The sequence below is a fragment of the Phyllobacterium sp. RCAM01083 genome (genome assembly GCF_055685835.1).
Genome location: NZ_JBVFZN010000005.1, coordinates 187,682 through 200,566, shown reverse-complemented (window position 1 = coordinate 200,566; position 12,885 = coordinate 187,682). Strand labels below are relative to the sequence as shown.

At 58.3% G+C, this 12,885-nt stretch carries 16 protein-coding genes; 9 read left to right on the top strand and 7 right to left on the bottom strand.

Translation table 11 applies throughout. The features are described from left to right. The first annotated feature begins 17 nt into the window (after positions 1-17). Entirely contained in the window at positions 18-317 is a 300-nt protein-coding gene (locus tag ACZ25R_RS07725) for a toxin-antitoxin system TumE family protein (RefSeq protein ID WP_472460634.1), read from the top strand. Further along, on the top strand, positions 298-648 hold the full coding sequence (locus ACZ25R_RS07720; RefSeq protein WP_464661371.1) for an HVO_A0114 family putative DNA-binding protein: 351 nt from the start codon (positions 298-300) through the stop codon (positions 646-648). The genes ACZ25R_RS07725 and ACZ25R_RS07720 overlap by 20 nt, the downstream gene beginning before the upstream one ends. 13 nt (positions 649-661) lie before the next feature. Here ACZ25R_RS07720 and ACZ25R_RS07715 read toward each other — a convergent pair whose 3' ends face one another. The 6 genes from ACZ25R_RS07715 to ACZ25R_RS07690 form a co-directional block, all read right to left on the bottom strand. Then, positions 662-928 (bottom strand): hypothetical protein, encoded by a 267-nt coding sequence (locus tag ACZ25R_RS07715; protein ID WP_288192665.1) that lies wholly within the window; start codon positions 926-928, stop codon positions 662-664. A gap of 83 nt (positions 929-1,011) precedes the next feature. Then, positions 1,012-1,845: an ABC transporter ATP-binding protein gene (locus tag ACZ25R_RS07710; RefSeq protein WP_223612539.1), complete on the bottom strand. Its 834-nt coding sequence runs from the start codon at positions 1,843-1,845 to the stop codon at positions 1,012-1,014. After that, positions 1,842-2,696: an ABC transporter ATP-binding protein gene (locus tag ACZ25R_RS07705; RefSeq protein WP_288192664.1), complete on the bottom strand. Its 855-nt coding sequence runs from the start codon at positions 2,694-2,696 to the stop codon at positions 1,842-1,844. The genes ACZ25R_RS07710 and ACZ25R_RS07705 overlap by 4 nt, the downstream gene beginning before the upstream one ends. A gap of 4 nt (positions 2,697-2,700) precedes the next feature. Continuing rightward, entirely contained in the window at positions 2,701-3,561 is an 861-nt protein-coding gene (locus tag ACZ25R_RS07700) for an ABC transporter permease subunit (protein ID WP_472460633.1), read from the bottom strand. A 63-nt stretch (positions 3,562-3,624) separates the two neighbouring features. Next, positions 3,625-4,632 carry an ABC transporter permease subunit gene (locus ACZ25R_RS07695; RefSeq protein WP_403183956.1) on the bottom strand — a complete coding sequence of 336 codons (1,008 nt, stop codon included), beginning with the start codon at positions 4,630-4,632 and terminating at the stop codon, positions 3,625-3,627. Positions 4,633-4,684: 52 nt separating this feature from the next. Next, a complete protein-coding gene (locus ACZ25R_RS07690) occupies positions 4,685-6,289 on the bottom strand; it encodes an ABC transporter substrate-binding protein (protein ID WP_346307486.1) in 1,605 nt (534 codons plus the stop codon). Positions 6,290-6,622: 333 nt separating this feature from the next. Between ACZ25R_RS07690 and ACZ25R_RS07685 the strand changes: the two genes are divergently transcribed. The 5 genes from ACZ25R_RS07685 to ACZ25R_RS07665 all read left to right on the top strand — a co-directional run bounded on the left by ACZ25R_RS07685 (position 6,623) and on the right by ACZ25R_RS07665 (position 10,579). Next, entirely contained in the window at positions 6,623-7,384 is a 762-nt protein-coding gene (locus ACZ25R_RS07685) for a 3-hydroxyacyl-CoA dehydrogenase (RefSeq protein WP_472460632.1), read from the top strand. 178 nt (positions 7,385-7,562) lie between these two features. After that, entirely contained in the window at positions 7,563-8,756 is a 1,194-nt protein-coding gene (locus ACZ25R_RS07680; RefSeq protein ID WP_472460631.1) for a hypothetical protein, read from the top strand. Further along, the gene (locus tag ACZ25R_RS07675) at positions 8,753-9,343 is read left to right on the top strand and encodes a protein-S-isoprenylcysteine O-methyltransferase (RefSeq protein WP_346307489.1); all 591 of its coding nucleotides are present in this window, start codon (positions 8,753-8,755) and stop codon (positions 9,341-9,343) included. The genes ACZ25R_RS07680 and ACZ25R_RS07675 overlap by 4 nt, the downstream gene beginning before the upstream one ends. Before the next feature lie 54 nt (positions 9,344-9,397). Continuing rightward, complete coding sequence (locus ACZ25R_RS07670; protein ID WP_472460630.1) at positions 9,398-10,081, top strand: hypothetical protein; 684 nt, start codon at positions 9,398-9,400, stop codon at positions 10,079-10,081. A gap of 108 nt (positions 10,082-10,189) precedes the next feature. Continuing rightward, positions 10,190-10,579, top strand: a complete 390-nt coding sequence (locus ACZ25R_RS07665) for a DUF930 domain-containing protein (RefSeq protein WP_472460629.1) — start codon at positions 10,190-10,192, stop codon at positions 10,577-10,579. Between the two features lie 54 nt (positions 10,580-10,633). Here the strand turns inward: ACZ25R_RS07665 and ACZ25R_RS07660 are convergent, their stop codons facing one another. After that, positions 10,634-11,584, bottom strand: coding sequence for a cell wall hydrolase (locus ACZ25R_RS07660; protein ID WP_464661377.1), 951 nt, complete (start codon positions 11,582-11,584; stop codon positions 10,634-10,636). Between the two features lie 239 nt (positions 11,585-11,823). Between ACZ25R_RS07660 and ACZ25R_RS07655 the strand changes: the two genes are divergently transcribed. After that, complete coding sequence (locus ACZ25R_RS07655; protein WP_223612529.1) at positions 11,824-12,015, top strand: hypothetical protein; 192 nt, start codon at positions 11,824-11,826, stop codon at positions 12,013-12,015. Positions 12,016-12,105: 90 nt separating this feature from the next. Then, positions 12,106-12,885, top strand: coding sequence for a HugZ family pyridoxamine 5'-phosphate oxidase (locus ACZ25R_RS07650; protein ID WP_472460628.1), 780 nt, complete (start codon positions 12,106-12,108; stop codon positions 12,883-12,885).

The window sequence follows — 12,885 nt, the reverse complement described above, 5'->3', positions numbered from 1 at the left end:
TTGATGATGGTACACTTATGGAACGAGCGAAAAGCCTCGTCTCGCGGCGGGTCTTCATTCATCAAGGCATATTTGCCGACCTTGTTGTCTGGCTCGTACCAAAGCCTCTGAGAGGCAGCACACACCGCTACAAATACCGTTTCGCTTTGGTTGCCAATAATATCTGCGTGCTACGGTATGACAACGAGGCCGGTAAAGGCGATCACAGGCATATTGGAGAAACGGAACTTCCCTATGCGTTTTCGACGATAGAAGCGCTTCTGGCGGATTTTAAAGACGATGTCGAAAGATGGCTCCATGAAAACAATCACCTTTAAGGTTCAGACGCTGGCGTCCGTCCTCGATGACGTTGAGATCGCTTGGAAAACAGGTGAGGCCGAGACGACACCCCAGTTCAGTTTTGTCACCTGGGAGGTCATGCACAAAATTCTGTCACCGAAGCGATTGGAGATTGTAAAGGTGATGGCCGGAGCAGGCCCTTTGAGCATCCGCGAAATCGCGCGCCGGGTTGAACGCGATTTCAAGGGCGTTCATGCTGATGTGACGCTGCTTCTGAACGCTGGGGTCATCACCAAGACCGGGAATGGCAAGGTGATCTTCCCTTACGACAAAATCCACGTCGATTTCGAGATTTCAGCAGCAGCTTGAAGCGTAGACAAGTCTACTTGTCGTCGCCGTCCTCATCGTCATCGCCGCTTTTGCCGGCCGGTTGCCATGCATGCGGCGTGACTTTCTTCTGCGTGTTTGAATCGGTGAAGATCCACCAGCCCGCATCGGTTTCATCCCACTGGCCGCCGGTCGCCTTCAGGCGGTCCAGCGACCGGTATTGCGCCAGGGATTCGTTTTCCTGCCCGTCCTCGTCTTTCCAGAAAACCTGGACCTTGCTGCCGTCCTTCGGGGCGGTTGCAATCGGCTGACGTCCGCTCATAGCATTTCTCCCTGCCATTCCTGCTGTGCGTGGTTCGGCACGCACAGCACATGCGCCAATAACGGACGAACCGCGCGCTAAAATCAAGCGGCGGCTTTTTTCTTCTCCAGACGGGCGCGGATGCTGGCGACATCGGATTTCGGCGTCGCCGCAAACAGCGTCTTGGTATAGCTGTGCTGCGGGTTCGAAAACACCTCGTCGCGCGTGCCGTACTCAACCACTTCACCGTAATACATCACCATCACCTCGTCGGCGATGTAGCGCACGACCGAGAGGTCATGGCTGATGAACACATAGGTCAGGTTGAATTCGTCCTGAAGATCGGCCAGCAGGTTGAGGACCTGCGCCTGCACCGAAAGGTCAAGCGCGGAGACCGGCTCGTCGAGGACAAGCAGGCTCGGGCTCAGCATCAATGCACGGGCAATGGCGATACGCTGACGCTGGCCGCCGGAGAACATGTGCGGATAGCGGTTGTAATGCTCCGGACCCAGGCCGACTTTCACCAGCATCTGCATGGCGAGTTCCCGCCGCTCCGCCGCCGTCTTGTTGGTGTTGAGCAGCAGGGGTTCACCCAGAACCTCGCCGATCTTCTGGCGCGGGTTGAGCGAGCCATAGGGGTTCTGGAAAATGATCTGCACCTTGCGGCGCATTTCCGGCGTCACCCTGTCCTTGGCAATGTTGATGGGCTTGCCATCGATCAGCAGTTCTCCCTCCGACTGCGGATCAATCAGGGTCAGGATGCGGCCGAGCGTCGACTTTCCGCAGCCGCTTTCACCGACGATGGCAAGGGTCTTGCCCTTTTCCAGCGTGAAGCTGACACCTTTGACCGCGCGCACCGTCTTCGGCTTGCCGAACAGGCCGCCGCTGACGTGGTAATCGCGGACAATGTTGCGCCCTTCAAGAACGATCTCGCTCATGTTGCTGCTCCTGCATTGGCGGCTTCGTTCTTCATGAAGTCTGCGACCGTGGACAGACGGTCACCCGTCGCGTTTTCCGGTAAGGCGGAAAGAAGGGCGCGCGTGTAGGGGCTCTTGGGTGTTTCAAACAGAGACAGCACGTCGGCTTCCTCCATCTTGCGGCCCTTGTACTGGACAATCACCCGATCGGCCGTTTCCGCGACAACGCCCATGTCATGGGTGATCATGATCAGCCCCATGCCATGCTTGGCCTGCAGGCTGACCAGCAGATCGAGAATCTGCTTCTGGATGGTCACGTCGAGCGCCGTCGTCGGTTCGTCGGCAATCAGCAGCTTCGGATTGCAGGCGATGGCGATGGCAATCATGACACGCTGGCACTGACCGCCGGACATCTGGTGCGGGAACGAGTTCAGCCGTTCCTCCGGTGTGGGAATACCGACCTGCTTCAGCAGTTCGATCGCCCGCGTGCGCCGGGTCCTGGCATCCATTTTCATATGGAAACGCAGAACTTCTTCCAGCTGGAAGCCAACCGTGAAGCACGGATTGAGGCTTGCCATGGGTTCCTGAAAGATCATCGCCACATCGCGGCCGACGATCTGCCGCCGCTGTTTGGTCGTCATCGTCAGCATGTCGTGGCCGTTGAAGACCATCTTGTCCGCCGTGACAGTGGCCGTGTTCGGCAGCAGCCCCATGACAGCCAGCATGGCAACCGATTTGCCGGAGCCGGACTCGCCGACAATGGCCAGCACTTCGCGGGCATCGACGTGCAGGTCGATCCCCTGCACGGCCATGAACTGACCCGAGCTCGTGTCGAATCCAACCGAGAGATTCTTGATTTCAAGCAGCGCCATGATCTCAGCTCCTCTTCAGTTTGGGATCGAGGGCATCGCGCAGACCGTCGCCAACGAGATTGATCGCAAGCACGGTGATCAGGATGGCAAGACCGGGGAATGTGACCACCCACCAGGCGCGCAGGATGAATTCGCGTGCCTCTGCCAGCATGGTACCCCATTCCGGTGTGGGCGGCTGCGCACCCATGCCGAGGAAGCCCAGAGCCGCCGCTTCAAGGATGGCATTCGAGAAGGACAGCGTGCCCTGCACGATGAGCGGCGCCAGACAGTTCGGCAGGATCGTCTTGAACATCAACCGTATGTGGCCCGCACCGGCAAGCTTGGCGGCAATCACATATTCGCGGTTCTTTTCACTCATCACCGCCGCGCGCGTCAGACGCGCAAAGTGCGGCTGCAGAACCAGCGCAATGGCGATCATCGCGTTGAACAGGCCCGGGCCCAGGATGGCAACGAGCACCAGCGCCAGCAACAATGGCGGAAAGGCAAGAATGATATCCATGATGCGCATGATCAGCGCATCGACCCAGCCGCGGAAATAGCCGGCGAGAACGCCGAGGATGACGCCGGTGACCATGGAAATGGCCACGACAATCAAACCGATGAACAGCGAGAAGCGCGCGCCATAGATCAGGCGGGACAGCAGATCGCGGCCAACAGCATCGGTTCCCAGGAGGAATGACGCATTGCCGCCCTCCTGCCAGGCCGGTGGCGTCAGCAGTGCTTCGCGATATTGCTCATAGGGCGCATGCGGCGCAATGAACGGTCCGAGAATGGCAACGAGGACCAGAAAAATCAGGGTGGCAAGCCCTATGACAGCGCCTTTGTTGACGCTGAAATAGAACCAGAATTCTGCAAACCTGCCCATGCGGCCCTCTTTGGGGGCGGCAGCAAGCGGTGCGGGAGGGGAAACTTCGTTAGTCACAGTTCCTCACTTTACGCGGATACGCGGGTTGACGACCGCATAGAGCAGATCGACAATCAAATTGACGGTCATGACGATCAGCGCGACCAGCATCAGGCCGCCTTGAACGACGACGTAATCGCGTTTCGCGATGGCGTCGATCATCCACTTGCCGATGCCTGGCCAGGAGAAGATCGTCTCCGTCAGGATGGCGCCGGCCATCAGCAGGCCCATCTGCAGGCCGATCGTCGTGATGACGGGGATCATGGCATTGCGCAGGGCATGGATGCCGATGACCCGCTTCGGCGCGAGACCCTTGGCCCGTGCCGTGCGCACATAATCCTCGCCCAGCACTTCCAGCATCGCGGAACGTGTCTGGCGGGCGATGACCGCGAGCGGGATGGTTCCAAGCACGATCGTCGGCAGGATCAGATGCGAGAATGCGGATTTGAACGCACCCTTCGGCCCCGAAATGAGACTGTCAATCAGCATGAAGCCGGTTGTGGACTTGAAGAAATAGATCAGATCCATGCGGCCCGACACCGGCGTCCAGTGCAGAATACCGGCGAACAGGATGATCAGCAGGATGCCCCACCAGAAAATCGGCATGGAATAGCCAACCAATGCGATCCCCATACTCAACTGATCGAAGATCGAACCGCGCTTGACGGCGGCGAAAATACCGGCGGGAATGCCAATGATGACAGCAAACAGCATGGCACAGATGCTGAGCTCAAGCGTCGCCGGGAACAGGGTCAGGAAATCGGCAAGGACCGCACGTTTGCTGGCGATCGACGTACCAAAATCCCCGTGAAAAATATTCCACAGGAACGAGAAGTACTGCTCCCAGATCGGTCTGTTGAAGCCAAACTGCTCAAGCAGCATCTGGTGACGCTCCGGCGTCATGCCGCGCTCGCCTGCGAGCGCAATGACAGGATCGCCAGGCAGCAGGCGGATGAACATAAAAGCCACAAAGCTGATGCCGATAAAGGTCGGAATCAGCAGCAGCACTCGTGAAGCGATGTATCGGAACATGGTAACCCAATAAAAGGCGGTACCGGCCGAAGCCGGTACCGCGAGGAGTAAATTACTCGGTGACGTCGACGTAAGCGAAGTTATGAACGCCGAACGGGCTGGCTACATAGCCGGTCACGTTCTTGGTCATGGCTGTCGTTACGAGCGAGTGAGCAAGCGTGCCCCATGGAGCTTCGCGCTTGAAGATAACCTGAGCTTCTTCATAGAGCTTGGTGCGTTCGGCCTGATCGGCAGTCACAGCAGCCTTGTCGATCAGTGCAGTGAACTCCTTGTTGCACCATGCGGTACGGTTGGCCTGACCGACGGCCTGGCACGACAGCAGCACGGCAAGGAAGTTGTCCGGATCGCCATTGTCACCGGTCCAGCCGAGAATGACCGCACCGTCATGCTTCGGATCGGAAGCGCGCTTCAGGTATTCCTGCCAGTCATAGCTGACGATCTCGACCTTTACGCCGACCTTGGCAAAGTCGGACTGCAGCAGTTCAGCCGTACGGCGGCCGTTCGGCATGTAGGGACGCACAACCGGCATCGCCCAGATCTTCATGGAAAGATCCTTCACGCCAGCCTTTTCCAAGGCCTTTTTTGCCGCTTCAGGATTGTATTCGTCATCCTTGATCGACTTGTTGTAGGACCACATTGTCGGCGGGATCGGATTGATCGCCGGCTTGGCCTGGCCGAGGTAGACGGCATCAACGATTGCCTTCTTGTCGATGGCCATGTTGAGCGCCTTGCGCACTTCCGGCTTGTCGAAAGGTGCCTGGGTGGTGTTGTAACCCAGATAAGCAACGTTCAGGCCGCTTTCCTGGATAACGGTCAGGTTCTTGTCGGCCTTCAGGCCATCAACATCGGCCGGATCCGGATAGATCGTCAGGTTGCATTCGCCGGCCTTCAGCTTCTGCACGCGAACGGCCGCGTCCGGTGTAACTGCGAAGATCAGGTTGTCGACGTTGACCTTGCCCTTCCAATAGGTCGGGTTGGCTTGGTAGCGGATCGCCGTGTTGAGCTGATAGTCAACGAACTGGAAAGGACCGGTACCGACCGGCTGTTCGTTGAATTTCTGCGGTGTGCCATCAGCCATGAGCTTGTCGGCATATTCCTTCGAAACGATCGACGAGAAGTCCATCGCAAGGCCTGCGAGCATCGGGGCGCTTGGCTTGTTCAGCACGATCTTGACTGTCAGATCGTCCACTTTCTTGACTTCCTTGATCAGCTTGGGGAAGTCCATGCTTTCAAAATATTCGTAGGTCGCGCCTTCGACATATTTGGCCCACTTGCTGCCTTCCTTCTGACGTTCGAAGGAGAAAACCACGTCGTCGGCATTCAGCTCGCGGCTTGGTGTGAAATAGCTCGTGGTCTGGAACTTGACGCCCTTGCGGATCTTGAACGTGTATTCAAGGCCGTCATCCGAGATCTTCCAGCTTTCTGCAAGCGCCGGGCGAACCGTCGATGTACCGGGCGTGAATTCAACCAATGGATTGAAAACAGCCTGGCCAGTCGCATCAAGCGTTTCACCGCCGGTATAAAGTGCAGGGTCGAAACCGCCGGGAGCAGCTTCAGAGCAGTACACGAGAGATTTAGCCGAGGCTCCACCTGCCATCAGCCCACCCGTCAACATTGCAAGCGCTGTCGCCGCAAGGAGTTTCTTGTAGGTCTTCATTTTTCCACCTTCAGAGGTTTTTTGTGTTGCCGGCCCCCATGCCCGCAACCGAGATTGCATGGAAGCCTTTGCAATGTCGCAATGCAAGCAGATTTATTCGCAGTCAACCTGCCATCTCATGAAGAAACGAAGATTCTGGGGAAATTTTTTAACAAAGTCACAAAAATAGCGAAATTCACTAAATGTGACGCCGGCGACTTTTGCGAAGCAGCGTTTTTATATCTGCCCAAACCCGGCCAGAACATGTTTCCCCCCAGCTCCGATCATAAATAACGACTGGATCGGGACCCAAACTCGTGCCAGAACGCATGAAAATCAGTGAGGAGATGCATTGTGAACGTTCAGGGCCAAACAGCGATTGTTACGGGTGGCGGATCGGGTCTGGGTGCCGCGACAGCGCGCGCGCTGGCAGAGAAAGGTGCTAAAGTTGCCCTGTTCGACATCAATATTGATGCAGCGCAAAAAGTCGCCGATGACATTGGCGGCCTGGCCGTGGCCTGCAACGTATCCAGTGCGGACGATGCCCAGCGTGCCGTTACCCATGTCGCAAACAAGCTTGGCACCGCACGGATTCTGGTGAACTGCGCGGGCATCGCCAATGCCGGGCGGATTGTCGGCCGCGACGGCCCGCATGATCTGGAACTGTACCGGCGGGTCATCGAGGTCAATCTCATCGGTTCGTTCAATATGCTGCGGCTGGTCAGCGACGCGGCGGCCAAGCTCGAGCCGCTGGATACGGGTGAGCGCGGCGTGATCATTTCAACCGCCTCGGTTGCCGCCTTCGATGGCCAGATCGGCCAGGCGGCCTATGCTTCCTCGAAGGCAGGCATCGCCGGCCTGACATTGCCCGCTGCCCGCGAACTGGCGCGTTTCGGCATCAGGGTCATGGCGATTGCACCCGGCATATTCGGCACGCCCATGCTTTTGGCCATGCCGCAGGAAGTCCAGGATTCGCTGGCAGCCTCCATTCCCTTCCCTTCCCGCCTCGGCAAACCCGAGGAATATGCGGCCCTGGCCCTGCATATCATCGACAACCCCATGCTGAACGGTGAAACGATTCGCCTTGACGGCGCGATACGCATGGCCCCTAAATAACAGCGATTGGACAGGTTCAGGTTGAAGGCGAATACGCCAAAAAGCTGCCATGGTACCAACCATTGCAACTCTTTGCCTTTGACGACGTTCTGTTAACGTCGGTCATCTAAATTCCTTTTTGGCTCAATTCAGCTAGGAGCGCTGACACCGTCGCAATCGGAACCTGGAAAGGTGGCAGATGTCCGTTATCAATCGCCTGGTCGTTCTCTTGCCAGGCTTTGAACATATGCCGGTCGAGGCCCATCATCGGCGCTTCCTGCGGGAGGCAACCAAGACAGCGCCTGTTTATGACATGTCGTTGCAGGAAGATGGCGCGTTGAAGGTATCGTCCGCGGAAGGCGGCGTCAGCGTGGGAGAGTTCACGCTTGCAACCGCTGGTGCGAACTGGTCCGCCAGAACTGATTTTGTCCTCTACGGCCTCGGTGACATCAACCATTTCTACGCCGCGCGCAACCCTGCCGTTCGCGTTCTCAGCGGCATCGCCGCATTGATCGATTTCATTGTCAGCGGCACGTTCTTTCGCTTCCTGTCGACGAGCTGGCGCTATGCGCTTTTCTTCCTTTATCCGCTCGTCATCATGGGTGCCATTGCGGCGCTGTCCTACGGCACCGGTCGCATTGCCCTGGGGTTGACGCAGCAGGCGGCGGTTGCCGTTGCCGTCGGCCTGGCGACGGCCCTGGTTCTGCTGGTCGTGGCGGCACAAAAGATGCACTTTCTGCTGATCATGGACGACTGGACATTCGCGCGTGACATGGCACGCAACCGCCGCCCCGACATCACGGCAAAACTGCACCAGGTCATCAGCGATGCCGCAGCCCGGATCAGTCAGGCGGCGCCAGCGACCGAGGTTGTCGTTGCCGCCCACAGCATGGGGGCGATCTGCGCCCTGCATATTCTGGATGCCGCCCTGCAGCATAATGATTCCCGGCGCTATGGCCTGCTTACCGTGGGTTCAAGCCTGCTCAAACTGGCATTGCATCCGGCCGCCAAAGCCCTGCGGGCAAGCGTTGAAACCGTCGCGCGCAGCCGCGCCATCTGGGTCGACGCGCAATCGCTGACAGACCCGATGAATTTCTACAAATCCAATCCCGTCCGTGATCTGAACATCGCGGACGCGGAATCGCCCGTTCTGGTCAAGGTCCGCTTCCGCAGCCAGTTATGTGATGAAACCTACAGGTCCATTCGGCGGAATTTCTTCCGCGTGCACCGGCAATTTGTCTATGGCGTCGAAAAGCGCTCGGCCTATTCCTGGCATGCGATACTCTGCGGACCGGAAAGCTTTGCCGATGTCGCCGCACGCGGCGGGCTGCCATGCGAATGCGCCGCCCAGTCCTCCTCACCCATGAAAATAGCCGAAACTGCCACCATATGATGTCACTTGCCGTTGCCGGAAAGGCCCTGTGGGTCGTTCTTATCGTCGCCTGGTATCTCTTGCGCCGCCCGTTCGACAGGCGCGCGCGCCGCGCGAAACTGACCGTCGACCGCCGCAAGGGCGCCGACACGCTGCGGCTTGCCATATCGCTGACCGGTCTTGGCATCATTCCGGCCGTCTATGTCGCCACCGGCCGGCCGGGATTCGCATCCTATACGCCAAGCCCCGTCCTTTTCACCCTGGGTATCCTGACCGGCATTGCCGCGCTGCTGCTGTTCCGGCTCACGCACAAGGCCCTGGGGCAGATGTGGTCGGTCTCCCTGCAACTGAAGCAGGATCACAAACTTATTACCACGGGCATCTACAAACGCCTGCGGCATCCCATGTACACGGCCTTCTGGCTCATGGCATTGACCCAGGCCTTGCTTTTGCCCAATTATATCGCCGGTCTATCGGGTCTGGCGGGGTTCGGTTTCCTGTTCTTCTCCAGAATTGGGGCGGAGGAACAGATGATGGAAGAGGCCTTCGGGGAAGAGTATCGCCAATATCGCGCCAGAACATGGCGCGTATTGCCATTGGTCTATTGAAAGCTGTGCCGTTTTCCGCGGCAAAGCCATCACAGGATTGAAAAGAGAATTATCTTGCTGAACACCGCTTCAAACGCATCAACCTCGTTCAAGATGTTCCTCGCACCGGCCTTTGCCCTCTCCCTCGCGGCCTGCCAGTCGACCCCGCCAGCCAGCGTGTCCGTTACCCCATCGGCCTATGCGGCGGAGATGCCGGAACTGACCTGCGCCGCCCATGGCAGCGTCAGCGGATCAGCGGTGAAGCTGACAGCCAACCGGACCAGGCCCGGTGATCCGGCCTATATCGAATTCCGCCAGCGCTTGTCGCCCGGCATTCCAAGCGGCCACATGTATGTGGTTTTCGGCAGGCTCGATGCCAATGGCAATCCCGTCACGCGCCAGTATAACGGCCTCTTTCCCAAGGGCAGCCTGCTGGGCCTTTATGGCGGCGCCCTCATTCCGATGCCCGCGGAACTGAAGCCCAGTTATGCCGACTGCCATTTCGCCACGGGCGCGGCCTATCGCGTTTCACTGACGGAAGCGCAGTATCAGAGCCTTCTCGGCAAGGTACGCACCAATCTGGCCAACCCGCCGAAGTGGACGATGTTCGGTTACAACTGCAACAATTATGCCGCCTCGTTGGGCAGCGTGGCCGGTCTTGTCGAGCCGTCCAACAGCGCCCTGCCGTCATTTGCCTATATCTATGCTTATATCGAAGCCAATGGCGACAAGAAGCCCGCCGCCCGGAAGCGGACGTAGAGTCTTTCATAATTTGGTCCCAATCCGGGAGACATTAGGGTCGGAACCGGCCATGCATCCGGACACGGACCATTGTCCTTCTGCCCATTTTCGGAGAGCGCGGCATCGATGAAATCAGTTCTGGCCATGCTTTTGGCGATGGCAGCCATGATGGGCTCAGCCAGAGCCATGGATTCAACCGAGGCCGAAGAGCTGGAAGGATTGAGTCCCGAGACCCGGCTGGAACAGCGCTGCGATCTCGAAGCCATGGAGCGTATCCATCACGATCCGGTCAAGCTGGTGCCCGACGAACTCGTCGCCTATGCCTTCAAGGAACCCCTGGTGACCGGCGACAAGATCCAGTCCACCGGTGCAGCCTTCCGCAGCAAGGGTGAATGGTATCACCTCTCCTACACGTGCACGACCTCGCCCGATCACATGACCGTGCTGACGTTTCAATATGCGATTGGACAGATGGTTCCCCACAGCGAGTGGGCACAGCACTATCTCGTGCCGTAAACGAATCGTGACCGGCGCCGCCTGGGCGACGCCGGAGCCAAATTCCATGCCTGTCTAGTTTGTGAAGCCCGGACGGTCCTGCGCGAGCAGCATCTGCCCGATGGCATCGACCGACTTGCTCTTCGGCGCTTCAAAGGCAAGCACTGCCTGCTCCGCATTCTGCGGGATCGCTGCCGTCTTTGCCGGTGCCTGTGCGGGCGCCGTGAAAACCATGGCCGGCGCGGGCGGATCAACCGGCACGGCGACATTGGCAAAAGCAAGCTGCTGCGGAGCCGCCGCATGCGCTGGCTGTGCCTGCGCCACGGCGAAAGGCTGGTTGGTCACACGCCCGGATGTCGCGGTTGTCATCGTCGGCTGCGCGCTGGCAACCATGATGTTGTTGACCGACGCCGGGTTGGTATTTTTCATGCTGGCGATATAGGCATTCGCAATGGCAACACTGGCAACCTTGTTGCCCAGATCCGGCGAATTGTACCTGTCGCGCTTCTCGTAGAAAGCGTTACCACCGGCAACAACCGTATAGTGCATGTTGCGATAGGGGAAACGCAGACCGGCCGTGTGGAAGAACATCGCTTCCTTGACCTTGGGGTGGCGCTGGCCCTTGAGCACGGCATCCGCCGCCTGCTGTACATCAGGAAGTGCTGCCGACTGCATGGGCCGCGAAAGAACGCCGGGAGCAAACTGCCCCTTCTCGCCCACCACGCCGCAAATCGTATTGGCATATTTACCGGAATCGAGACGGTTCATCACCACGGTGCCCACCGCGAGCAGGCCATCCTTGCTCGAGCGGTTGGACTCGAAGAACATTGCCCGTTCCAGGCATTCCTTGTCCTTCGGCGTATAGGCATAGGTCGACGTCTTGGAGACGGTCGTGTTGCTGCTTGTCAGATTTGCCTTCACCTTACCGGCATGCTGGGCATTCTGTGTGGTACACCCACTGACGAGGCCAATGGCGGCAATGACACCCACAATCGAGGGGGTTTTCCACTTCCTTGCGCCGATCACGAAGCAATTCTCATCGCTGTTTTTCCTGCTGGTGAAGTTGCCCACAGATTGAGGTCATTTGGGGCCAAACAATGGCAGATATAGCTAATGGGTGATCACAATCTACCATCTGTTTGAAATCATGACGTTATTTTATTCACAAAAGAAGCAAAAAATTTCTAAAAATGGCAAAATTAAGAATTTGTTTACCGTATTTGAAGTAAGGTTTACGCAACTGATCCGGCTCGAAAGACAGAATCATGCCCCACTATTCCGCAAGGTATGACACGCGTGAAGCACTGATGGAAGCGCTCGTCGAGTTGATGGCGCTTGAGGTACCGGCCGAGGAATTTGCGCCCGTGTTGTGCACGATCGGACCGGTCGATCTCGACCTGCTTGCCGATTGCATGAACGATGTAGGCCTCAACGATAACCGGTCCATCGCCGCTTAATTCCTCCCCCGTGAAAATGGCTTGCCGGGCACCCGCCAAGTCCTTATCTCTCGCCCAGCACCACGAGACCAGCAATGCGAGGGATGAGCTGTGACCCAGAAGAAAGAGGTACTGCGCGAGACCGATGCCGAAGCCGTCAGGCTCGCGCAAACATTGATTCGCAGGGCGCGCCATGCCGTCATCGCGACGCTCGATCCTGCGACAGGCGGTCCGATCGCCACCCGCGTCGGCCTCTCCACCGACCATGACGGAACGCCGGTCATTCTGGTCTCTGCCCTCTCCGCCCACACCCCCGCCCTGCTCGCCGATCCGCGCTGCTCCCTGCTTGCCGGCGAGACCGGCAAGGGCGATCCTCTTGCCCATCCGCGCCTGACCGTGTTTGCCCTGGCAAGGGAAATTGCCCGCGACGCGGCGGAACACGCCCGTATTGAATGGCGCTACCTCTCGCACCAGCCCAAGGCAAAGCTCTATGCCGGATTGGGTGATTTCCGTTTCTTCCGGCTGGAGCCCACGGGTGCCAGCCTCAATGGCGGCTTCGGCAAGGCTTATCACTTGACCGCCGAGGATTTGCTTACCAGCAATCCCGCCAATGACGAGCTGGCGGCGGCGGAAAAATCCGCGGTCGAGCACATGAACGCCGATCATGCCAACGCCATATCGCTCTACGCCCGCTTCTTTGCCAAAGCCTCCGCAGGCAACTGGCGCATGACCGGAATTGACGCCGATGGTTTCGACATTGCCGATGGCGACGATGTCCAGCGCATCTGGTTTCCGGCACCGCTGACCTCGGCCAGGGACATGCATATGAGCCTGGTGCGCATGGCCGGTGAAGCGCGGACAGGCCTGGCCTCCGCAGGCGAAACGGTCTGA

Bases quoted from the DNA above. Each gene is read 5' to 3' on its own strand.
- ACZ25R_RS07725 (WP_472460634.1), top strand. From the start codon at position 18: ATGGAACGAGCGAAAAGCCTCGTCTCGCGGCGGGTCTTCATTCATCAA.
- ACZ25R_RS07720 (WP_464661371.1), top strand. From the start codon at position 298: ATGAAAACAATCACCTTTAAGGTTCAGACGCTGGCGTCCGTCCTCGAT.
- ACZ25R_RS07715 (WP_288192665.1), bottom strand. From the start codon at position 928: ATGAGCGGACGTCAGCCGATTGCAACCGCCCCGAAGGACGGCAGCAAG.
- ACZ25R_RS07710 (WP_223612539.1), bottom strand. From the start codon at position 1,845: ATGAGCGAGATCGTTCTTGAAGGGCGCAACATTGTCCGCGATTACCAC.
- ACZ25R_RS07705 (WP_288192664.1), bottom strand. From the start codon at position 2,696: ATGGCGCTGCTTGAAATCAAGAATCTCTCGGTTGGATTCGACACGAGC.
- ACZ25R_RS07700 (WP_472460633.1), bottom strand. From the start codon at position 3,561: ATGGGCAGGTTTGCAGAATTCTGGTTCTATTTCAGCGTCAACAAAGGC.
- ACZ25R_RS07695 (WP_403183956.1), bottom strand. From the start codon at position 4,632: ATGTTCCGATACATCGCTTCACGAGTGCTGCTGCTGATTCCGACCTTT.
- ACZ25R_RS07690 (WP_346307486.1), bottom strand. From the start codon at position 6,289: ATGAAGACCTACAAGAAACTCCTTGCGGCGACAGCGCTTGCAATGTTG.
- ACZ25R_RS07680 (WP_472460631.1), top strand. From the start codon at position 7,563: ATGTCCGTTATCAATCGCCTGGTCGTTCTCTTGCCAGGCTTTGAACAT.
- ACZ25R_RS07675 (WP_346307489.1), top strand. From the start codon at position 8,753: ATGATGTCACTTGCCGTTGCCGGAAAGGCCCTGTGGGTCGTTCTTATC.
- ACZ25R_RS07665 (WP_472460629.1), top strand. From the start codon at position 10,190: ATGAAATCAGTTCTGGCCATGCTTTTGGCGATGGCAGCCATGATGGGC.
- ACZ25R_RS07655 (WP_223612529.1), top strand. From the start codon at position 11,824: ATGCCCCACTATTCCGCAAGGTATGACACGCGTGAAGCACTGATGGAA.